Genomic DNA, 20,938 nt, shown 5'->3' with positions numbered 1-20,938 from the left:
CTGTCCTTTCAGATGCGTATGTCGAGCACGCCCATGGTACGGCGCCGGGCGGGCGTTTGATCGGCCTGGGCAGGCCCCGGGCCGGGCGGCGTGCCCTCAAGCGCAGGCGCGGTGTTCCGGGGCGTGTCGCGGCGCGGTGTGCCCTGGCCGAAATCGAAGCGGATATCGGTATAGCCGAGATCGCTCAGTTCCTGATCCAGAAGGTCGATATGGCGGCGGAGCAAATCCCCGGTTTCGCCACGTTCGGCCTGAATAGAGACGATCATGCCGCTTTCCTGCGGCGTCAGCGTGATGCGAAGCCTGCCGAGTTCCTCCGGCCGGAGGGTCAGCTCGACCGGCCCGTCGGGGGCCTGGCGGATCACCTCGACCAGCTGGCTGGTCACGGCTGCAGGCGCAGGGGCGGCGGACAGGACGCGCGGTGTATCCGACGCAGGCGGGGCGGCGGCTGAACCGGGCGCGGAAACCGCGCCGGGGGCAGGCTCTGAACCCGTTTCAGGCAGGGGGTCGGACGGTGAAGGGACGGCGGCCAGCGGCTGGCCTTGGCTGGCGGGCGCGGAGACGTGCGGCGCCGGAGCCTGGGCCGCGCTCGACGCGTTCGTCCGCGCGCCTGTCTCTTGCAGGACCGGCCCCGGCGGAGGGTCCGGGCGATCGGCGGCGGGCGGGGACACCATGGCGGCCTGCGGCGGCGCGGCCCGGGCGGCATCGGGCACCGCCTTGCCCATCGGGGGCGCGTCGCGATGCGGCGGGATCGGGACGTCCGGCGTGGCATCGGGCCCGGCCCCGGGGTGCGGCGGCGGGGTTTCCATCGCGGCCAGCGGCGCGAGGCCCACGGACGCATCCTTCGGGTTGGTACAAGGCACATTCAGGCGCATTGGAGCCGTTTCCAGCAACGACAGAGCCACTTCCGAAGCGGGTTCAGCCTCTTTGCTCACGACAGCTTGCACGGGCATGAGCAAATCCCACGGCACCGGCGCCGCGGCGCCCTCTGGCATCTCTTCCTCCGCTTGCGCGAAGGCGAGGCCGAAATCGGCACCGGAACCTGCCTCCTCCGCAAACGGCGGCGGGGCATGGTCCGGCGGAATTGAAACCCTTTCCGGGCGGATCGACGACGGCATGGTTTTTTCCGGGCGCTGCCACTGTTGGCATCAAGTCATGCGCGACGGAAGTTACCACTTCTTTACCAGCTATCGGTCATAGATCGGAAAATTCAGTGCAATTGAAGGAATTCACCGTGCCCGAAATCGCCCCCATCTCAACCCCGCCCCTGCCCCCCGGCCGTGACGCGAAACTGCGCGCGGCGGCCGAGCAGCTGGAGGCGGGATTTCTGTCGGAAATGCTGAAATCCGCCGGGATCGGCAAGGTTTCCGGTGCCTTCGGCGGCGGGGCGGGGGAAGAACAGTTCGCCTCTTTCCTGCGGCAGGCGCAGGCCACGGAAATGGTTCGGGCCGGCGGAATCGGGCTTGCCGAGCACTTGTTCGAAGCCCTCAAGGAGCGTGCCGATGCACAAGGATGACTGGGCCGACGATCTGCGCGACCTTCTGGAACGCGAACATGGCGCGCTGCTGTCGGGGCGGCTGGAGGATGTGGCGCGGCTGATCCCGCTGAAAGAGCGAATCGCGGAGGAACTGGCCCGCAATCCGCAGGCGGCGGAGGATGCCCGGCTCTCCGGGCTTGGACGGCTGGCCCGGCGCAATGCCGAACTGCTGGCCGCCGCCCGGCGCGGCCTGGAAAGCGCGCAGGCCCGGCTGGCGCTGATTCGCGGCGGTGGGGTCGGGCTGAACACCTATGATCACCGCGGGCAGCGCGCCGATCTGGGCGGGCGTGGGCGGGTCATCCGGCGGGCCTGACCGGATTTGTCTCAAATCGTAACGGTATCAGGGATGCGCCTTAGCCACTCTTTAGGAATTGCACCGCAGGGTCGACCCTGCATTCCGGATGGGGTGGCACGGCCGCGCGAAAGCGCCGCGTCGTATGGGTGAAACACCGTTCCTGCCGCGCGATGCGGCTTTTGATCCGGCGCAAAAGCGCCCTGTGCTTAAAGGAACCGAGACATGTCCAGTATTCTGACCAACACCAGCGCGATGGTCGCGCTTCAGACCCTCAAGGGAATCAACGCCAGCCTGACCAAGACGCAGGATGAGATCGCCACCGGCAAATCCGTCGCCTCGGCCAAGGACAACGCGGCCGTCTGGGCGATTTCGAAAGTGATGGAATCCGACGTGAAAGGGTTCAAGGCGATTTCCGACAGCCTGTCGCTGGGCGAATCCAGCGTCGCGGTGGCGCGCCAGGCCTCTGAAACGGTCTCCGACCTGCTGACGGAGATCAAGGGCAAGGTCGTGGCCGCCCAGGAAAGTAACGTCGACCGGGCCAAGATCCAGACCGATATCAACGCGCTGCGCGATCAGATCACCTCGGTCGTCGGCGCGGCGCAATTCAACGGCCTCAACCTGGTGCAGGGGACAGAGGCGGTGGATATCCTGTCCTCGCTCGACCGGGCGAACGACGGCACGGTCGCGGCCTCGAACATCTCGGTCGAACGGCATGACCTGACCACCAGCACCGGCTCCATGGGCTCCGGCACCGATCTGTCGGCGAATGCGACCCTCTCCGCGGCCGCGGCCACCAACACGGGCAATAGCGCGACGATCACGCTGGCTGCGGACGCGGATGTCTCGGGCGATACGTTCGAGATCACCGTGGGCGGCGCGACGCTGAGTTTTGCAGCCGGTGACATCACGGGCGATCAGGACGCCGCCGCCTCGGCCATTTCGGGCGCGATCAACGCGTTGGGCCTGGTCGGGGTGTCGGCCAGCGCATCGACCAATGTGGTCACCCTGACCTCGACCCGCGCGTTCGAGGATGTGGCGATTGCCGGCACCAAGAACGGCGGCGCGACGGATATCACCCTGTCGGCGGCCGAAATCTCGGAGCGCGCCGAAACGCTCACCTTCTCCGCCTCGGCCAATGTGAAGGAGGGTGACGGCTACCAGATGTCGGTCGGCGGCACCGCCTATACCTATGTCGCCGGCAAGGGTGAGACGTTCGAAGATGTTGCCCGTGGTCTGAAAGCGGCCGTCGATGGCGGCAAGATCGCCGATGTGACCACTCAGGTCGCGCAGAACGACTCCGGGCAGTGGACGCTGAAGGTCGATAACAACAGCGGGTCCAGCGTGGCGCTGGCGCGCTCGGCCGCCGAGGGCGGCACGGCCTCGGGCGGGCTGTTCGGGCTTGGCGGGATCGACGTGACCACCGATGCGGGCGCCGATGCGGCGCTCGGCACCATCGAGACGCTGATCGACAACGCGATCGATGCTTCGGCCGCGTTCGGCTCGGTCGAAGGCCGGATCGGAACCCAGAACGATTTCATCGGAAAGCTGACCGACGCGCTGAAAACCGGCATCGGCTCGATGGTGGATGCGGATATGGAAGCGGCGTCGGCCCGGCTTCAGGCGCTCCAGGTGCAGCAGCAGCTGGGTACGCAGGCGCTTTCGATCGCCAACCAGGCGCCGCAGAACATCCTGTCGCTGTTCCGGTAACGTCCTGGGCCGGGGCGCCAAGACCGCGCCCCGACCCGCCCCCTGACCCCGCATTTTACCGGAAGGACCCCCCTTGAACGCGCAATTCATGGCAAAGACCGCCTATTCCGCCCCGCGGCAGGCAGCGATCCGTACGCCGCGGACCATCGAATATGAGGCTTTTGCGCAGATCACGGCCCGACTGAAGTCCGCCAGCGCAGGCGGCGCGGGAAATTTTCCCGCCCTGGCCGCGGCGCTGCACGAGAACCGCAGGCTCTGGACCACGCTTGCCGCCGATGTGGCAGGAGCGGGAAACGCCCTGCCCGAGACGCTGCGCGCGCGGCTGTTCTATCTTTCCGAATTCACCGCGATACATACATCAAAGGTGCTTTCGGGCAAAGAGAGTGCCGATCCGCTGATCGAGATCAACGCTGCGGTCATGGCGGGCCTTGGCCATACGGGGGAGCACGCGCGATGAGCGGGCTTGTTCTGAAGCTGGCGCCGAAAGAGCGGGTGCTGATCAATGGCGCGGTCATAGAGAATGGCGATCGCCGGTCGCGGTTGAGCATCGTGACGCCGGGGGCGAGCATCCTGCGGCTGCGCGATGCGATTCACCCCGAAGAGGTGAACACACCGGTGCGGCGGGTGTGCTACATCGCGCAGTTGGTCCTGTCCGGCGACGCGGTTCCGGAAGAGGCGCGGATGCAGCTTCTGCGCGGGATCGAACAGCTGAGTCAGGTTCTGACCGATCATGACAGCCGCACCCAGCTGAGGCTGGCCAGCGACGCGGTGATGGAGGGGCAGTTCTATCAGGCGCTCAAGGCGATGCGGGGCCTGCTGCCCCGCGAGGCGCGGTTGCTGGCCGCCGCGAAGACATGAGCTTTCTGCCCGTCGTGCCGATGGGCGGTTATGCCGGCTGGCGGTTTCTGGAACGCACCATAGAAACCCAGAAAGCGGCGCATGACGAAGCGGCCTCGATGAAGCGTGATACGGCGTATTTCCGTGAGAATATCGCCAAGGTTACCTCGGCGGAGGCCCTGGTGGCCGACCACCGGCTTTTGTCCGTCGCGCTGGGGGCGTTCGGGCTGGACGATGACATCGGGAACCGGTTTTTCATTCAGAAGATCCTGTCTGACGGGACGCAAAGTGACGACGCACTTGCCAACAAGATCGCCGACAAGAGCTATCGGAAGTTGTCGGAGGCGTTCGGGTTCGGCGATCTCGCGGTGCCGAACACGCAGCTTTCGGATTTTCCCGACAGGATCATCGCGGCCTACCAGACACGCCAGTTCGAAATCGCGGTAGGGGATCAGAACGCCGATATGCGGCTGGCACTGCACCTGACGCGGGAGCTGGGCACGCTTGCCTCGGCCGACAGCGGTGACGATACGAAATGGTATAGCGTGATGGGATCGGAACCGTTGCGCGAGGTATTCGAGACAGCATTCGGGCTGCCTGATTCATTCGCGGCGCTGGATATAGACAAGCAGATGGAGGTGTTTCGCACACGCACCGAGCGCGCCTTTGGCGATGGCGAGATTTCACAGTTCCGCGATCCCGAGAAGATGGATGAACTGCTGCGTCTGTTTCTGGTCCGTTCGGAACTGGCCGCCAGCGCCGCGGGATTCAGCCCGGCGCAGACGGCGCTGACACTGCTGAGCAACGCGGCGCGCTGACGGTCAGGCCGTCAGCCGGGTCGGTTGCGGCACGGCGGGATCCGCTGCGCCGGCGCGGGCCGTCACATCGGCCTGCGCCAGACATGTCGCCAGCCGGTCGAAGCTGGCCCGGCTGTCCACTGGTTCATCCTCTGCCAGGAACGCGTCCAGCGCGGGCCAGACACGTAGGGCGGCGTCGATTTCGGGGTCCGACCCCCGCGCGTAAAGCCCGGCCTGCACCATCATCTCCGCCCGGTCATAAGCCCCGAGAAGACGGCGCGCGCGGGCGATCAGGGTATTTTCCGGCGCACTGGCCGCATCGGGCAGGCTGCGCGAGACCGAGCGGAGGAGATCCACCGCCGGGAACCGCCCACGCTCGGCGATCTGGCGGTCCATGACCACATGCCCGTCCAGCACCCCGCGCAGGATATCGGCCACCGGCTCTTCCATATCCGATCCCGCGACAAGCACGCTGAAGACCGCGGTGATGTCGCCGGTCGCGCCCGCGCCCGGGCCCGCGCGTTCGGCCAGTGACATGATCAGCTGCGCCATCGAGGGCGGATAGCCGCGCAGCGCGCTTTCTTCGCCCGTGGCGAGGGCGACTTCGCGGTGCGCTTCGGCAAATCGTGTGACTGAATCGGCCAGAAACAGAACATGCTGCCCCTGATCTCGGAAATGTTCTGCCACCGCCATGGCCGCCCATGCCGCCCGGCGGCGCATCAGCGGCGACTGGTCAGAGGTCGCCGCCACAACGATGGAACGCGCCATACCCTCGGGGCCGAGCACACGATCGACAAACTCTCGCACCTCGCGCCCGCGCTCACCGATCAGGGCGATGACGGCGATATCCGCCTTCACCCCGCGCGCGAGCTTTGCCAGAAGCGTGGATTTCCCCACCCCGGACCCGGCGAACAGCCCGATCCGCTGGCCGCGCACCAGCGGCAGCAAGGTGTTGAAAACGGCAACACCGGTTTCGAGCCGTGCCCCGAGCGGGCGGCGGTGAGTGGCCGGCGGCGGCGCGCTGCGCAGCGGGCGGCGACGCGCACCGCCCAGCAAGGGCCGGCCGTCCAGCGGGTTCCCGAGCGGATCGATCACCCGGCCCAGCCAGCTTTGATCGGGGGCAATCGTCGCCGCACCTTTCAGCGCCACCTGATCACCGATCGAGAGCCCCTCGGACGGGCCATCGGGAAACACGGTCAACTGGCCGGGCTGCAGCCCCAGCACCTCCCCCGCCAGGGGGGTGCCGCAGCGGCGCCGAATCTCGACGATATCGCCGATACCGCCGCAATTCGACAAGCCGGAAACAGAGACTGTTTCACCCTGAACACCGCATATGCGCCCGATCGTCCGAGAGGCGCGCAATCCGCCGAGAGCAGCGCCAAGCGCGGTGAGTTCGGGATATGGCATGGGGATTCTCCACTATGGCTCTGACAACGGTTTCTAAAGGAATCAGGGTTAAGCCTTGATTGAAACCGAGGGAGAAGCCCGGATGTTCGACAAGCTAGAGATCCTGCAAATGGCACATGGCATGGCCACCCATGCCGCTGCCCGCCAGTCCGTTCTGGCCCGCAACATCGCCAATGCCGACACGCCCGGCTACCGCGCGCAGGACGTTGCCCCCTTTTCGCAAACCTATCAGCAGACATCGGGCGATTTCGCCCCCCGCACGACCCGCGCCCGCCATCTTTCGGCACTGGCCGGGCCGGGGCCGGGGGCCGCGGCACATGTTGTAGGCGGCGCCGAGGAATCGCCCAACGGCAACAGCGTTTCACTGGAAACCGAGATGATGAAGGCGGTGGAGACGCGGGCCCAGCATGACATGGCCCTGACCATCTATCAAAGCGCGCTTGGGATCATGCGCGCCAGCCTCGGCCGATAAGGAGCACGCGGGATGAGCGATCTGATGAAAACCCTCGCGCTGTCGGCCAGCGGGATGCAGGCGCAGAGCACGCGGCTGCGCCATGTTTCGGAAAACATCGCCAATGCAGACACCCCCGGTTACCGCCGCAAGACCATGCGGTTCGAACAGATGGTAACCGGCGGAGAACTGACGGGGCAGGTAAAGCCCGGCCCCGTCTCCCTGGACCAGCGGGCGCTTGAACGGGTGTTCGACCCGGGCCACCCGCTGGCCGATGAAAATGGTCACTATGACGGCTCGAATGTCGATCTGGTGGTCGAAATCGCGGACGCGCGCGAAGCGCAGCGCAGCTATGAGGCGAACCTCAAGATGTTCGATCAGGCCCGGCAGATGACGTCGAGCCTGCTTGACCTGCTGCGCCGATAAAGGAGTGCCAGAATGGACATAACATCCTCCACCGCCGCCGCCCAGGCCTATGCCACGGCCCGGCCGGCGACCCGCCCCAGCCCCAAAGCCGCCGCCGAAGAGGGCGGTTTTGCCCGGCTGGCGCGGGAATTCACCGAAACGCTGCAAACTGGCGAGACAACCGCCAAGGCCGCGATGACCGGCGGCGCCGACCCGCATGCGCTGGTGCAGGCGCTGGCGCAGACGGAACTGGCGGTGGAAACCGCCGTGACCGTGCGTGACAAGGTGGTCGAGGCCTATCAGGAAATCCTGCGGATGCCGGTTTAGGCCATGGAAGAGATCATCTTTTACGACACGCTGCGGCAGGGGCTTTGGATTGCGGTGGAGATTTCCACGCCGATCCTGCTGGTGGCGCTGGTTGTCGGGCTGGTCATCGGCCTGTTCCAGGCGCTGACCTCGGTACAGGAGATGACGCTGACCTTCGTGCCGAAACTTGCGGCCATTCTGGCGATGTTCTGTGTGTCGATGGGGTTCATGACCGAAACGCTGACCGGGTTCTTCACCGAGCGGCTGGTGCCGCTGATCATCGGGGGCTAGGGGATGGACAACGCAGGCTATACCACGCTGACCCGCCAGGCCGGGCTGCTGCGCGAAATGCAGAGTGTGGCCCATAACATCGCCAATATCTCGACAACGGGCTATCGGCGCGAAGGGGTGATTTTTTCGGAATTCGTGCAGGACACCGGCGCCGGGGCGCCGTCCTTGTCGATGGCCGCCGCGAATGCGCGGCAGACCGACCTTCAGCAGGGGCCGCTGACCCAGACCGGCGGCGCGTTCGACTTCGCCGTCGAGGGGCCCGGGTTCTTTCTGGTCGAAACCCCGCAGGGGGAGCGGCTGACCCGCGCCGGGGCGTTCACACCGAACGAGGCCGGCGAACTGGCCACGCCTGACGGCCACCGCCTGCTGGATGCCGGCGGCACGCCGGTGTTCGTGCCGCCCGATGCCGATGATCTGAGCCTGGCCGCCGACGGCACGCTCAGCGCGGGCGGGCGGGCCCTGACGCAGATCGGCCTCTACCAGCCCGGCGATCCTGCCGATCTGACCCATGAGGCGGGCACATTATTCGCCTTTAACGGTGAAATAGAGCCTGTTCTGGACGGCGTGATCCTTCAGGGTTTCATCGAGAACTCGAATGTCGACGCGGTGGCCGAAGTCGCCCGGATGATCGAAGTGCAACATGCCTATGAACTTGGTCAGAGCTTTCTGGAGCGGGAGGATGAACGCATCCGCGCCGTTCTGCGGACGCTTGGCCAGTAACCAGCAAGGAGGTGACGCATGCGCGCCCTGACAATCGCCGCCACGGGCATGAGCGCCCAGCAGATGCGGGTCGAGGTGATTTCCAACAACCTCGCCAACATGAACACCACCGGCTACAACGCCCGGCGGGCCGAATTCGCGGACCTGCACTATCAGCAGATGACGCGGCCCGGCACGATCAACGCCGCCGACGGCACCGTGCTGCCCACCGGTGTGCAGCTCGGGCTGGGGGTGCGCCCCGCCGCCGTCAGCGTGACCCTGTCGCAGGGGTCGCTTTCGGCCACCGGCGGCGACCTTGATCTGGCGATCGAGGGAAAGGGGTATCTTGAGATCACCCTGCCCTCGGGCCAGCCCGCCTTTACCCGTGACGGGGCGTTGAAACGCACGGGGGACGGGTTGATCGTGACATCGGACGGGTTTCCGGTGGTGCCTGACCTGACGGTGCCCGACGACGCGCGGGCGATTTCGATCAATGCCGCGGGCGAGGTCTACGCCTATTTCAACGACCGCGTGCAGCCAGAGCTTCTTGGGCAATTCTCTCTGGCCGGGTTTTCCAACGAAAAAGGGCTGGAGGCGATGGGATCGAACCTGTTCCTGGAAACCGCGGCCTCGGGCCCGGCGATCACCGGCACGCCGGGCGAGGACGGGTTGGGCACACTGCGCCAGGGCTATCTGGAGGACAGCTCGGTCGACGCGGTCAGGGAGGTCACGGAACTGATCGAGGCGCAGCGCGGCTATGAGCTGAACGCCAAGGTGATCACCGCCGCCGACCAGATGCTCGGCGCAACCACGCAGGTGCGGTGATGCGCCTGTGCCTGCTTCTGCTGCTTCTGGCGGCGCCCGCCGGGGCCGACACACTTGTCGCGGCGCGAACAATCCGGGCAATGGCGATCCTCGGCCCGCAGGATCTGGCGTTGATCGCGGCGCCCGTGCCCGGCGCCCTGACCCGCCCCGAAGAGGTGATCGGTATGGAAAGCCGGGTGATCCTTTATGCCGGGCGCCCGATCCGCCCCGGAGACATCGGGCCACCCGCCATTGTCGAACGCAATCAGATCGTGCTGCTGCATTATCGCCAGAGCGGCCTGTCGATCACCACCGAGGGCCGCGCATTGGGCCGCGCCGGGGCGGGCGATGTGGTGCGGGTGATGAATCTGGCCTCCCGCACCTCTGTCACCGGCCGGGTCAGCGAAACCGGCGAGGTCTTCGTGGGCAACCCGCAACATCCATAGGAGCGTGTGATGAACAGCGCCAAACTCATGTGTTTTCTCGCCCTGCTTGCCATTCCGGCAGGTTGCGGCCGGGTTGCGAACCTGGGGCAGGCCCCTGGTTTCTCGCCGACGGAGGATGGAAATGCCTTCTTCGCCATGTCCTCGGCGCCCTTCCCCACCACAACCCGCACACACCCGCCCGCTGGCCAGGCCTCGCTCTGGAGCGGCGGGCGCGCCTCGCTGCTGGGAGACAGACGGGCGGAACGACGCGGTGATATCCTGACCGTGGTGATCGAGATCGACGACAAGGCCGAGATCTCCAATTCCACGGGCCGCTCGCGCAGCGGGTCGGAGAGCCTTTCCCTGCCCAGCTTCTTCGGCATTCCGCAGCGGATCGACCGAAAACTGCCCGACGGCGCCAGCATGGCCGAGGCTGTCTCTACCACCTCTTCCAGCGCGTCGAGCGGCGACGGATCGGTGCGGCGCAATGAAAAACTGACATTGCGGGTGGCGGCGACCATCACCGATCTGCTGGCCAATGGCGTCGCGCGGATCGAAGGATCGCAGGAGGTGCGGGTGAATTTCGAAATGCGGGAGCTTCTGGTTACCGGCTATGTGCGGCCCGAAGACATCTCGCGCCAGAACGAGATTACCTATGACAAGATCGCCTCGGCCCGGATCTCCTATGGCGGACGCGGGCAGATCACGGATGTGCAGCAACCACGGTATGGCCAGCAGATCGCCGATATCGTGCTGCCGTTCTGAGGGCCGCGCGCATGTCAAAGCTTCTGCCGCTTCTCATCGCCCTGACAGGGCTTGCTGCCGGAACAGGCGCGGGGATCATGCTGCGCCCCGCCCCGGAAGCGGCCGCCGGGGAGGGCATGGAAGCAGACCACGGCGCGGCGCCTGAAAAGCACGAAAAAGCCCCCGAAGACGTCGAATTCGTGAAGCTGAACAACCAGTTTGTCGTGCCCGTGGTAGAGAACGGGCGGGTGTCGGCGCTGGTCGTTCTGGCGCTCAGCCTGGAGGTGGCGCTGGGCGAAAGGGCCAATGTCTATCAGCTGGAACCCAAGCTGCGCGATGCCTTCCTGCAGGTGCTTTTCGACCACGCGAATTCCGGCGGGTTCCGGGGCGCGTTCACCACCAACACCAATATGTCGGCGCTGCGCATGGCGCTGACCGAAATGGCGCAAAAAGTGATCGGCCCCACGGTGAGCGACGTTCTGATCATCGATCTGGTGCGCCAGGACACCTAGCGCGCCGCGGCTTTTCGCGCGACCCCGGCCAGCGCCTGCTGCCGCCCGAAGGCCCGCGCGGCGGCGCGGCGCGCCTCATCTTCGGCGACGCGGGCGCGGGCAAGCGCCTTGTTCAACTCGGCACGCCGCAAGTCGGACCATTTGAGCCACATCAGATCACTGCCCGCGCGGGAGGCCGCACTTTCGACATCGGGGATGACGGCACGGCGACTGGCATCCAGCTCCGCCAGTTGGCCCTCAACGCAATGGCGCGCTGCAACGGCCATTTTCAGCTGTAACAGAGCCGTTTCAAGGATTGCGTCGGTAATCGCTGCAAGGCGCGAGATCTGCTTGTGGCGCGGGCTGCTCATCGCCGTGCCTTCTTGCGCATGGCCTCGGAAAAGCGGATTGCGGCGGCCACGGCGCGATAATGATCCCGGCGGATTTCCTGCCCGATTTCGACCGTGGCATGAAGCGCGCGCGCGGTTGGCGGGTCGCTGTGCAGCGGCACGCCCGCACCGGCGGCGGCTTCGCGGATCCGGGCGGCGATCTCGTCGACCCCTTTCGCCACGCAAACCGGAGCACCGGGCGACGCGCGATCCCATTTCAGGGCCACGGCATAATGGGTCGGGTTCACGATCACGACATCGGCCTCGGGAACATCTGCCAGCATCCGGTTCATCGCGATCGCCATACCTTTCTGACGCCGCTGCTGTTTCATGACCGGATCGCCCTCGGCCTGCTTCATCTCGTCCTTCACGTCTTTGTCCGACATGCGGTTGCTGCGGATATGCTCGAAATATTGCCACAGGTAGTCAATCGCCCCGATCAGCACCGAAAGCGCGACCGCCACCAGCAGGAATTCCACCGCCATCCCAAACATCTGCGACATCGCGGGGCCGGGGCCGTGGTTCATGCTGGACAGAATGTCGGGAACATGCCGGATCAGGTATATGGCCAGAACAGTGCCGAAAGCGCTCAGCTTCACGGCGCTTTTGGCGAATTCGAACAGACCCTTGCGGCCGAACTTGTTCTTCGCGTTGGCCATTGGCGAGATGCGGGAGAGCTTGGGCTGAAGCTTTGACGGCACCACGATCAGGCTGCGCTGCGCCAGGATCGACAGGAGCGCCGCAAGCGCCGGGCCGGCGAACCAGGGCGCCGCCCCGACGAGAACCGCCGCCATCAGCCCCCCGGCCAAGGGGCGCGCGCTGCCACCAAATATGAGGGGGGCGAGCGTATCGGGGCGGGCCAGAAGAGTCTGCGCCGCGGCGCCCAACGCCGTCAGCGAGGCCGCGCCGACGCTGAGCGCGACAAGGGCGATCCCGGCATAGCCGGCGGCCGTGGTCAGATCGGCGGAGCGGGCGATTTCGCCCTTCTTGCGAGCCTCTTCCAGCTTTTTCGGGGTCGGGTCATGTTGCTTGTCTTCGTCCTCCCCCGCCCCGCTCATGGCGCGGCCCCGTAGGGGTTGGCCAGGATACCGGTCATCCAGCCGCCCCAGATGTTCAGCATCGCCGGCATCGCCAGAGCCATCAGCACAAGGCCGCCGGCGGTGATCGCAGGGGCGCCGACGAAGGCCACCATGAGCTGCGGCATGGCGCGGTTGATGATGCCAAGCGCCAGATTGTAGATCAGCGACGCGATGACAAAGGGCATCGCGAGGGTCACGGCAAGGCCGAAGCCCCGGGCGATATGCCCGATGCCCCATTGCGCCAGCATCGCCGCATCAGGCATGCGGGCGGGCGGCAGGATGTCATAGGACAGGATCATCGCCTCGGCCGCGCGAACATGAAGCCCGCTCATCACCGCCAGCGCGAGCCCGGCGCTGACCAGAAGGTGTGCCATCGCCGGCTGCGGCTCGCCCCCGACCCCGCCGAAAATCTGCGACAGCGAGGTCGCCTGCGCCGCGACCTGGCCCGCGATCTGCAGCACCATCACCAGCAGGCGCAGGATCATGCCGAGTGACAGGCCGACCGCCACTTCGCTGGCGATATAGGGCAGGAAATCGGCTTCGGACGCGGGCACGGGGCCGATGCTACCGGAAACCGCCGGGGCGATCACCATGCTGAAGGCCAACGCGAGCGCAAGCCGCACGCGGGGCGGCACGGAATGTTCGCCGAAGGCCGGCAACAGCGCCATGACCGCGCCGACCCGCAAGAAGACGATAAACCCCAGCGACAGGCTTTGCTGCCCGGCGGGCAGCAGTGCAGCCAGCGCCGCGATCATGCCGGAACCAGCCCCACCAGCGCCGGGCGCGCCTCGGTTCCGACCTCTTCGAATGACAGGACAGGCGCGGCGATTCCCTTGGCCGCCATGACCGTGCGCAGATACCGTCGCCTGCGGGTGGAGGTGACGAGCGCCGGAAATATCCCGCTTTCCCCCGCCTTGGCCAAACGGTCGGAAACCGCATTGGCCAGCCGGTTGAACTCTTCCGGCGGCAGGGCGACATCCTGCATGCCTTGGGTGCCCTCGATCTGATAGGTGGTGAAACGCTCTTCCCATTCGGGGGCGAGCTGCAGCAGGGGGATGGTGCCGTCGGGCCGCCGGTGTTCGGCGACAAGCTGAAAGCCCAGCCGGTGGCGCACATATTCGCAGATCGTCTCCGGCCCCGGATGGCTGTGGCGCGCCTCGGCGATGGATTCAAGGATCAGGGGCAGGTTGCGGATCGACACCCGTTCGTCCAACAGCAGGCGCAGCACGGCAAGAAGCAGATCGACCGGCACCTTTTCCGGCACCAGCTCATCGATCATGCGCTTGTTGGCCTCGCCCCGCTGCGGGTCGGACAGGTTGGTCAACTCATCCAGGATGCGCCGCAGCGCCTTGAGCGTCAGAAGGCGGGCGAAATTGCGCCGGATCACCTCCAGCAGATGGGTTGCGAGCACTTCGGACGGGTTGACGAGGGTGACACCGGCCAGCGCCAGATCATCCCGGCTGTCGGGCGTGACCCAGCGCGCGGGGGCGCCGTAAACAGGCTCTTTCACCTCATCGCCCCCGGGCAGGTCCGGCACCCCGTCCGACTGAAGCGCCAGCATCTGGCCTGGGCGCAGCTGATCGCGCGCCTGTTCGACGCCCTGAATGCGGATGGCATAGGTGCCCGGCTGCAGCGCGCCGTTATCGGTCAGGCGAATCTCGGGCAAGATCAACCCGTAGGCCTCGGCCACATGTTTGCGCATATTGCCGATCCGCGCGTCCAGCCCTGTGGCCGGGTCAAGAACCATCCCCACCAGATCAGGCGCGAATTCGACATGAATATCATCCAGATCGAGGATATCCCCCAGCGAGGCCTCACGGTTTTCGGGATGTGCATCCGCAGGTGCGCGCGCGGCCTCCTCCGCCCGCCGGGTGTTGGCGCGATGCCCGGCCCAGGCGGCCCCACCGAGCACGGCGGATCCGGCGACGAAGGGCAGGAACGGCAGGCCCGGCACCAGCGCGAACAGCCCCATCAAAAGCGCGACCGTGGCCAGCGCCGGCGGATAACGCCCCAGTTGCGCCACCAGCGCAAGATCGGTGGCCCCCGTGGCCCCGCCGCGCGCCAGCAAAAGCGCCGAAGCGATGGAGATGATCACCGCCGGTATTTGGCTGACGAGCCCGTCGCCCACCGTCAGGATCGCATAGGTTTCGAACGCGCGGCCAACCGGCATGCCATGCAGGGTGATGCCGATGACGAGGCCCATCACCAGATTCAGAAGCGTGATCAGCAGGCCCGCCACCGCATCGCCCTTGACGAATTTCGACGCGCCGTCGAGCGAGCCGAAAAACGTCGTCTCGGCCTGTTCACGCTCGCGCCGGGCTTTCGCCTCTTCATGGGTGATGGCGCCGGCGGACATGTCGCTGTCGATCGCCAGCTGTTTGCCCGGCATCCCGTCAAGGGCGAAGCGCGCGCCCACCTCGGCCATGCGCGCGGCGCCCTTGGTGATCACCATGAAATTCACGATCAGCAGCACGCCGAAAACCACGAGGCCGATCAGCACGCTGCCGCCCATGACGAAATCGGCGAAGCCTTCGATCACATTGCCGGCCGCATGGGTGCCGCTGTGCCCCTGCCCGATGATCAGCTTCGTGGACGACACGTTGAGCGAAAGCCGCAGCATCAGGCTTGCCAGCAGGACAGTCGGGAACGAAGAGAAATCGAGCGGGCGCTCCACGAAGAGCGTCACCGTGAAAATCAGGATGGCCAGCGCGAAAGACGCGGCGAGGCCGACATCCAGCACCCAGGCCGGCACCGGCAGGATCATCATCACGATCACCGCCATGAGCGCCAGGGCGAGCAGGATCGTGGGCCGAAAAATCTCTCTGACGGAAAGGCCTGCGCTCATCGAATGAGCCTTTGGCTACTGCCGGCGAACAAGCCTGCGTCGGCGGCTGAGGTGACCGGCACCAGAGAGCCGAGGCCGCGCCGCGCCTCACCCGCTTGTAACAACGGGTACAGGTTGACGCGCAGGGCCGGGGCCAGCTTTCCGGTGGCGGGCGCGGAATCGGCCCGCGCGTGGCGCGTGGCGATCGGTGCTGCCGCGCCGGATCCGTCTTCGTTGCGCAACGCAGCGCGGAAGGTATCGAATCGCTTGCGGTACCTGTCGGAAAACTTGCGGGTGCGCGAATGATAGGCGCCCGCCGCAGCGCTCCAGTTTCCTTTTTCGGCATAGAGATCCAGCAGGAACCGTGCCGCATAGAGCGCATTCTGCTCGGGCTGTATCATCTGCTCGATCGACGCGAAATTCCTGCCATGCCATTTGTAGTTCAACTGAAAACAGCCGACATCGAAACTGCGCGCCCCGGCACGGTGATGCCGGCCGACATAGGTAAGGGCCGCATGCGGATCATCGAACCAGACCCCCTTTCCCTCCATGTTGACGGTCCAGGGCCAAGGCCGCATCGCACCATCGCGCCGGCGCCCGGTTTCGGTGAGCGAGATCGCCTTGAGAACCGAGATCGGAACGCCTGTTCTGGCGGCGGCCATTTGCGCGGCCCTGTCGCAAAGCGTTGATGGATTTGCGCCCCAAGCCGGCGATATAGCCGCAAGGCTGACGATCCACAAAAGGGCCCCGAAAGACCTGCGGCCGAGCGCGGCCCTACGCGCGAAGCGCCACTTCCCATCAGTTGTGTCGAAATCCGACCCGAATGCCATTCTGGCTGCTCCCGTTCTGGGTTGTCTCGACGCAGGCTAGGGCCGGGTGGTTGATAAACTGTAACCATCTGAGGATTTGCTATTCCGGCGAAGAAACCTCGGAGTCCGGAATGGCCAGCGCACCGTCGGCTGCGGCCCGGATGGCCGCGGATTGTTCAAGAAGCGCATAGGCGCCGGCCAGGCTTGGCCGCTCTTGGCTCGGTGCGTCGTCGCGTTCCACTTCCGCGTCGACAGGGCGGGGCCGCTCAACGTGATCGGGCGGGGGGAGAGCAACACTCCGGCCGCGTGCGATTTGCAGGCCCCGCGTGTGATCCGGCCCGTGCGCGCCAGTCTGCACCTGCCCCGATATCGCTCCGGCAAGCTCGGGAAAGCCGAGGTCGACGAAGCGTTCAAAAACTGCTTTTGCGCTGTCTTCAAGCAGGGAAAAGCCGGGCGTGTTCACCAGCGCTGTCGCAAAGCGCAGAAAGTCGGCGTCGGGCGCATGTTCGCTCAGGGCCAGGGCGAATTCGCTGTTCAACTGCACCTGACTTGACACCGGATGCCGCAGAAGAAGCGAAAATGCAGCGGAATAGTCTTCATTCAGTGCGTGACCCAGGATCGCGACGCGGGCCAGATCCGCCCCCAATCCGCTGCCCCTGTGTTCAAAGACAAGCGCTTCGGCATTTGCAATGTCTTCTGCCCGTGGTGGCTGGCCCATGCCTATGCGGGCCTGCATCACCTGCAGCAACGCCTCGGACGAGTGCGAATCGTTGCTGGCGATTACGTTGTCCAGCGCAGCTTCCGCCGCTCCGACATCCCCTTTGCCGAGATCCAACTGGGAATCGAGCAATGCAAGCCCCGGATCATCGTCGGCTCCGGCGCGGTCGATGGCGTTTCGGATCTGCGTGGCGACCTCGATTTCGCCAGCGTCTATAAAACGATCCGCCAGGCCCGGCCCGAGATAGCGCCGTAAATGAGGGGGAAGTGCCGAAAATGCCGCAGTCACGGCAGCTTGGTTGATCTCTGGGCCGGGCGGCAACCCCGGCTGCGCCAGAACCGACCACAGGGCAGCGGACCCATCGCAGCCGTGCTGACCCCGCAGGGTTGACGCCCCGGCAGAACGCCCGTCCATGATATTTGCCAGATCCGCAAGGAAATCGGCGTTCGGCAATCGGGTGTCAAAGGCTTGCATCGCGTTCCGTGCTTCGGCGCCAAACCCCAGATAGAGGTAGGTGCGCACGAACCGGCCCAGGGCTTCGGGCTGGACCCGGTCAAATTCACCGATCAGCACCCCCCGCGCGTCGGCAATGAGCTTGGGCGCGGGCAACGCGCCGCTCGTTTGGAAAAAGGCAAAATGCCGATCCGCCAAGCAGGGTTTCACAGTGGCGGTTTTGGGCATCTGCCGAGCAAGCCGATTGTCCCTGTCGATGCTGGTTTCGACCCTGATCGCGGCGTCATGCGCGTCGTCGCCCGCAGAAGGACCGGGTTTTGCGGCCCCGACAGGCTCTGCATCCGGCGCCGTGCTGACATGTACAAGGCCCTGCGCCGCCGCGCGTGCAAGCGCCTTGAGCAGGAGGGCCTGCATATCCGGCCCGGCAGCAGGATCGGTGGGAGAGCTTGGCCCGGGGGCTTCCGGTAGACCCTCCCCCGGAAACGCAGTCAGAAACGGCACCGCCGACCGGCCCAGATATGCGGGCAGCGATATCGGTACTGTTGGCGATATTTCATCGGCCACGGGGTGCTCCGGGCTTTCCGCAACCGGGAGTTCCGGTTTGTCTTTCAGATCAATAACCAGCCTGCCCGGCTTGATTTCAAAGGCCTCCGCCTCGCACGCACAATCCGATTTCAAGAGTACGGCGCCCGAGGCAAGATCAACAGAGATGTCGGAAAGCCGGGTACGCGGTATCAGATGAAAGACCCGGCTGAAATCGAAACTGATATCCTTTCGCCCAAGAGACAGGAGATACCCGTCTGCGATCTTGTCGAGCGTCCACGCAGTCGGCCGGGAGAATTCCATCACGAGCCGCGAAAATCCCGCATGTTCACCCGACCGCACACGCACCGTCTCTGCCAGGGCGGGCATCGCCATAATCCAGGTGAAAATTGCGAGCGTCAGACGGATCATGCCGCAGCTTTCGTGGCTTTTAACGATTCTTCGAGATCGTTGAAACTGGGGCGATAATGGCTGGGGGTGTTCTGGCGCCCGACCTCGATGCAGATATTCGCGGCGTGATTGTAAAGATTCGCCACCAGAACCTCGCGAATAAGCTGATGGAAATGCGCGTCTTCTTCGATGACTGATTTCAGCTTGGCCGCGAAAGGACCAACCAGGCCGTAAGCGAGGAAAACCCCCAGAAACGTGCCGACCAGGGCACCGCCGATGAGCTTGCCCAGGATTTCGGGCGGCTGGTCGATCGACCCCATGGTCTTGATGACGCCGAGAACCGCCGCCACGATCCCCAGGGCTGGCAGACCATCGGCGATGGTTTGCAGCGCATGGCTCGAATGCATCGCATGATGAAGATTAGCCTCCATCCGCTTTTCCAGAACCTCCTCGACCTGATGCGGATCGTCATAGTTCATGGCAGCGGAACGAAGGGTATCGCAGATGAGCTCAACCGCCTCTTTGTCGGCCAGTATTCTCATGTATTTCTGAAAGATGGCAGACTCCTGCGGCGCCTCGATATGTTCCTCCAGCGCGACGGCATTCTGGCGGGCGAGGCGAATCAACTCGAACAGCAGGCAGAGCAGATCACGGTAATCCTCCGGTTTCCATTTCGGGCCTTTGAAAACCTTTCCGATGTCCTTCAGCGTATGCTTGATCGCCGCCATGTCATTGCTGATGACAAAAGCCCCGAGCGCGGCGCCGCCGATCATGGTGAATTCATAGGGAAGCGATTTCAGGATGATGGCCATCTTGCCACCGGCGGCCAGATAGCCGCCAAACACCATCACGAAGATCAGGACGATGCCGATGATGCCGATCATGCGCGATGCTCCCTCTTTCCGTATCGAACTCCGGCTTAGCCTTGCAATGCCGGGTTAAGATTTCCTGATCACTCTGTCGGAACGCCGACGTTTCTGCCCGCCAGAAGCACGCTGATCGAATAGGCCTGTTCCGGAGGCATCCCCGCCAGGACCGACGCGGCGGAATCTGGCCGCATCCGGCCCAGAAAACCCGCCGCAAAATCGGGAGCCATTTCCTGAAACAGGGCCGCGGCGTCTTTCGGCTTCATGCTCTCGTAAACCGCGGTCAACCGGCTGAGATCGCTTTCCGCCGCCCCCTCGGCAAGCGCGATCGTCGCGCGAAGCGCGGCCTCTGCCGCGTTCAGCTCTGCGATCTGACGCGACAGATCCGCGTGCGATTGCGCCAGTTTCCGGCCGCGTTCCGCCTGCAGCTTTTCGGTTTCCGCAGCGCGTGCCTCCCGGGCCTGAAGCGCGGCGAAAAGCGGGGCGATGGCCGGATCCGGCCCGCAGCTTTCGGGGGCCTGTTCCACCCCGGCCAGATCGGACAGATCCCCCACGCCGCGCGCGACGGCAAGGCCGGTACCGCTGCCCAGCCGCACGATACCGGACCCGAGCAGCAGAACCGTGATGACAAACAACACACCCCGCCCCGCCCCGCGCCGCCCTTTTTCCGCTCCGCTCATCCAACATCTCCCGATTGTTCACGCAGGATCAGAGGCTTTTCTCTTGATGACGCCGATCGCATGAAGGCCAACGGCGCGGTTTCGGGCTGGTTCTGCCCAATGTCCGCGTGGCCGTTCTTGGCCGGCCGCCTGGCCGCATTTTCCGATGCCGGGGGCCGCGTGGCAGGAGCTTTCTTTTCGGGGCCGGTGTCGGGAAGCGGAATGTCATGCAAAGACGCCACCAGAAGTTCCAGCCGTTGGGCCACGCCCTCGGCACGCTCGGTCAGGCCACCGAGCGAGCTTGATGCGGTTCGGGCAGAGGATTGCGCCCCTTTCAGAGCCCGGGTCATGTCATCGACCTGGGCCGACAAGACCGCAATCGCGCCGCCCATTCCGGTTTCCAGATCATCGAACCGGCGCAGCCGGCGGGACAGGATCATACAATAGAAGGCCGCGCCCAGCGCGCCCGCCACAAGAAGTATATCGGCCACAAGCGCCATGTTGCCCCCTAGTTCAACACAAATTCAGTAATCAGAAGATCGCGCACGCGCCCGTTTCCGGTCACGACCTGAACCCGGCGCAACATCTGCGCACGCAGGCGAACAAGGGCCGAGCGATCCTCCAGATCCGACAGTTCGACCGCGCGGAGATAGCTGTTCAGCACATCGAGGACCCGCGGCATAAGATGCGAAACCTCGCCTTCGTAAGCCGGCGCCACCTCCAGCTGCGCGGCGAATCGCAAGTGCCGACTCGCACTCTCCGGCCCGAGCGAAACGATCAGCGGGTCAAGCGCCACGAAGGCGATATCCCCCTGTGCCGGCGAGGCCGGCGCGTGAGAAGCCGTAGCGTGAGAATCGCCACCACCACCGCCTAACATACCGGAATACATCACGAAAAACCCGCCCCCACCCAATATGAACGCAAGCGCGATACCCACGAGAATGGGCAATGCGGATTTTTTCCTTGGCGGGGTTTCTTCGGCCATTTCGGTGTGGGCCATCGCTTTGTTCCACTC

The 20,938-nt window shown here is 65.1% G+C and carries 27 protein-coding genes; 15 read left to right on the top strand and 12 right to left on the bottom strand.

All coding sequences use genetic code 11. The annotated features are described in order from the left end of the window. Nucleotides 1-8: 8 nt before the first annotated feature. Nucleotides 9-1,115 (bottom strand): flagellar hook-length control protein FliK, encoded by a 1,107-nt coding sequence (locus TQ29_RS00965; RefSeq protein ID WP_054537666.1) that lies wholly within the window; start codon nt 1,113-1,115, stop codon nt 9-11. 125 nt (nt 1,116-1,240) lie between these two features. On the opposite strand from TQ29_RS00965, the gene TQ29_RS20165 reads away from it, so the two are divergent. The 6 genes from TQ29_RS20165 (at nt 1,241) to TQ29_RS00935 (ending at nt 5,191) form a co-directional block, all read left to right on the top strand. Continuing rightward, nucleotides 1,241-1,513, top strand: a complete 273-nt coding sequence (locus TQ29_RS20165; protein ID WP_255353456.1) for a rod-binding protein — start codon at nt 1,241-1,243, stop codon at nt 1,511-1,513. Then, a complete protein-coding gene (locus TQ29_RS00955; protein WP_054537665.1) occupies nt 1,500-1,847 on the top strand; it encodes a hypothetical protein in 348 nt (115 codons plus the stop codon). Before TQ29_RS20165 ends, TQ29_RS00955 begins: the two co-directional genes overlap by 14 nt. A 204-nt stretch (nt 1,848-2,051) precedes the next feature. Beyond that, a complete protein-coding gene (locus TQ29_RS00950) occupies nt 2,052-3,536 on the top strand; it encodes a flagellin (RefSeq protein ID WP_054537664.1) in 1,485 nt (494 codons plus the stop codon). Between the two features lie 88 nt (nt 3,537-3,624). Further along, on the top strand, nt 3,625-3,993 hold the full coding sequence (flaF, locus tag TQ29_RS00945) for a flagellar biosynthesis regulator FlaF (protein ID WP_235974406.1): 369 nt from the start codon (nt 3,625-3,627) through the stop codon (nt 3,991-3,993). Further along, entirely contained in the window at nt 3,990-4,394 is a 405-nt protein-coding gene (flbT, locus tag TQ29_RS00940) for a flagellar biosynthesis repressor FlbT (RefSeq protein WP_054537662.1), read from the top strand. Before flaF ends, flbT begins: the two co-directional genes overlap by 4 nt. Continuing rightward, complete coding sequence (locus tag TQ29_RS00935; protein WP_054537661.1) at nt 4,391-5,191, top strand: DUF1217 domain-containing protein; 801 nt, start codon at nt 4,391-4,393, stop codon at nt 5,189-5,191. Before flbT ends, TQ29_RS00935 begins: the two co-directional genes overlap by 4 nt. A 3-nt stretch (nt 5,192-5,194) precedes the next feature. Here TQ29_RS00935 and TQ29_RS00930 read toward each other — a convergent pair whose 3' ends face one another. After that, nucleotides 5,195-6,577, bottom strand: coding sequence for a FliI/YscN family ATPase (locus TQ29_RS00930; RefSeq protein ID WP_082386486.1), 1,383 nt, complete (start codon nt 6,575-6,577; stop codon nt 5,195-5,197). An 82-nt stretch (nt 6,578-6,659) separates the two neighbouring features. On the opposite strand from TQ29_RS00930, the gene TQ29_RS00925 reads away from it, so the two are divergent. The 9 genes from TQ29_RS00925 to TQ29_RS00885 are packed head-to-tail and all read left to right on the top strand — an operon-like array spanning nt 6,660 to nt 11,214. Beyond that, nucleotides 6,660-7,049 carry a FlgB family protein gene (locus TQ29_RS00925; RefSeq protein WP_054540265.1) on the top strand — a complete coding sequence of 130 codons (390 nt, stop codon included), beginning with the start codon at nt 6,660-6,662 and terminating at the stop codon, nt 7,047-7,049. Nucleotides 7,050-7,061: 12 nt separating this feature from the next. Continuing rightward, entirely contained in the window at nt 7,062-7,454 is a 393-nt protein-coding gene (flgC, locus tag TQ29_RS00920; protein WP_054537660.1) for a flagellar basal body rod protein FlgC, read from the top strand. Between the two features lie 12 nt (nt 7,455-7,466). Beyond that, complete coding sequence (gene fliE / locus TQ29_RS00915; RefSeq protein ID WP_054537659.1) at nt 7,467-7,760, top strand: flagellar hook-basal body complex protein FliE; 294 nt, start codon at nt 7,467-7,469, stop codon at nt 7,758-7,760. A 3-nt stretch (nt 7,761-7,763) separates the two neighbouring features. After that, nucleotides 7,764-8,030 carry a flagellar biosynthetic protein FliQ gene (locus TQ29_RS00910; RefSeq protein ID WP_054537658.1) on the top strand — a complete coding sequence of 89 codons (267 nt, stop codon included), beginning with the start codon at nt 7,764-7,766 and terminating at the stop codon, nt 8,028-8,030. 3 nt (nt 8,031-8,033) lie between these two features. Continuing rightward, a complete protein-coding gene (locus TQ29_RS00905) occupies nt 8,034-8,750 on the top strand; it encodes a flagellar hook-basal body complex protein (RefSeq protein WP_054537657.1) in 717 nt (238 codons plus the stop codon). An 18-nt stretch (nt 8,751-8,768) separates the two neighbouring features. Then, entirely contained in the window at nt 8,769-9,554 is a 786-nt protein-coding gene (flgG, locus tag TQ29_RS00900; protein ID WP_054537656.1) for a flagellar basal-body rod protein FlgG, read from the top strand. Continuing rightward, nucleotides 9,554-9,979 carry a flagellar basal body P-ring formation chaperone FlgA gene (flgA, locus tag TQ29_RS00895; protein WP_054537655.1) on the top strand — a complete coding sequence of 142 codons (426 nt, stop codon included), beginning with the start codon at nt 9,554-9,556 and terminating at the stop codon, nt 9,977-9,979. Before flgG ends, flgA begins: the two co-directional genes overlap by 1 nt. Before the next feature lie 9 nt (nt 9,980-9,988). After that, nucleotides 9,989-10,723, top strand: a complete 735-nt coding sequence (flgH, locus tag TQ29_RS00890; RefSeq protein ID WP_054537654.1) for a flagellar basal body L-ring protein FlgH — start codon at nt 9,989-9,991, stop codon at nt 10,721-10,723. Between the two features lie 11 nt (nt 10,724-10,734). Continuing rightward, nucleotides 10,735-11,214 (top strand): flagellar basal body-associated FliL family protein, encoded by a 480-nt coding sequence (locus tag TQ29_RS00885; RefSeq protein ID WP_054537653.1) that lies wholly within the window; start codon nt 10,735-10,737, stop codon nt 11,212-11,214. On the opposite strand, the gene TQ29_RS00880 is transcribed toward TQ29_RS00885, so the two are convergent. The 10 genes from TQ29_RS00880 to fliL form a co-directional block, all read right to left on the bottom strand. After that, nucleotides 11,211-11,564, bottom strand: coding sequence for a hypothetical protein (locus TQ29_RS00880; protein ID WP_054537652.1), 354 nt, complete (start codon nt 11,562-11,564; stop codon nt 11,211-11,213). The two genes, TQ29_RS00885 and TQ29_RS00880, sit on opposite strands and share 4 nt — an antisense overlap. Then, nucleotides 11,561-12,640, bottom strand: a complete 1,080-nt coding sequence (locus tag TQ29_RS00875) for a flagellar biosynthesis protein FlhB (protein WP_054537651.1) — start codon at nt 12,638-12,640, stop codon at nt 11,561-11,563. The genes TQ29_RS00880 and TQ29_RS00875 overlap by 4 nt, the downstream gene beginning before the upstream one ends. Beyond that, a complete protein-coding gene (locus TQ29_RS00870; protein ID WP_054537650.1) occupies nt 12,637-13,416 on the bottom strand; it encodes a flagellar biosynthetic protein FliR in 780 nt (259 codons plus the stop codon). Before TQ29_RS00870 ends, TQ29_RS00875 begins: the two co-directional genes overlap by 4 nt. Further along, a complete protein-coding gene (gene flhA, locus TQ29_RS00865; protein WP_054537649.1) occupies nt 13,413-15,506 on the bottom strand; it encodes a flagellar biosynthesis protein FlhA in 2,094 nt (697 codons plus the stop codon). The genes TQ29_RS00870 and flhA overlap by 4 nt, the downstream gene beginning before the upstream one ends. After that, nucleotides 15,503-16,147, bottom strand: coding sequence for a transglycosylase SLT domain-containing protein (locus TQ29_RS00860; protein WP_157445490.1), 645 nt, complete (start codon nt 16,145-16,147; stop codon nt 15,503-15,505). Before TQ29_RS00860 ends, flhA begins: the two co-directional genes overlap by 4 nt. Nucleotides 16,148-16,394: 247 nt before the next feature. Continuing rightward, the gene (locus TQ29_RS00855) at nt 16,395-18,419 is read right to left on the bottom strand and encodes a hypothetical protein (RefSeq protein ID WP_054537648.1); all 2,025 of its coding nucleotides are present in this window, start codon (nt 18,417-18,419) and stop codon (nt 16,395-16,397) included. Next, nucleotides 18,416-19,282 (bottom strand): flagellar motor stator protein MotA, encoded by an 867-nt coding sequence (gene motA, locus TQ29_RS00850; RefSeq protein ID WP_054537647.1) that lies wholly within the window; start codon nt 19,280-19,282, stop codon nt 18,416-18,418. Before motA ends, TQ29_RS00855 begins: the two co-directional genes overlap by 4 nt. A 68-nt stretch (nt 19,283-19,350) precedes the next feature. Beyond that, entirely contained in the window at nt 19,351-19,944 is a 594-nt protein-coding gene (locus TQ29_RS00845) for a MotE family protein (protein WP_054537646.1), read from the bottom strand. Continuing rightward, on the bottom strand, nt 19,941-20,423 hold the full coding sequence (locus TQ29_RS00840) for a DUF6468 domain-containing protein (protein ID WP_054537645.1): 483 nt from the start codon (nt 20,421-20,423) through the stop codon (nt 19,941-19,943). Before TQ29_RS00840 ends, TQ29_RS00845 begins: the two co-directional genes overlap by 4 nt. Before the next feature lie 8 nt (nt 20,424-20,431). Next, on the bottom strand, nt 20,432-20,923 hold the full coding sequence (gene fliL / locus TQ29_RS00835; RefSeq protein WP_054537644.1) for a flagellar basal body-associated protein FliL: 492 nt from the start codon (nt 20,921-20,923) through the stop codon (nt 20,432-20,434). Nucleotides 20,924-20,938: the final 15 nt, after the last annotated feature.

The organism is Actibacterium sp. EMB200-NS6 (assembly GCF_001305615.1).
GTDB classification, from domain to species: Bacteria; Pseudomonadota; Alphaproteobacteria; order Rhodobacterales; family Rhodobacteraceae; genus Actibacterium_A; species Actibacterium_A naphthalenivorans.
This window is presented reverse-complemented; position numbering and strand designations above follow the sequence as displayed.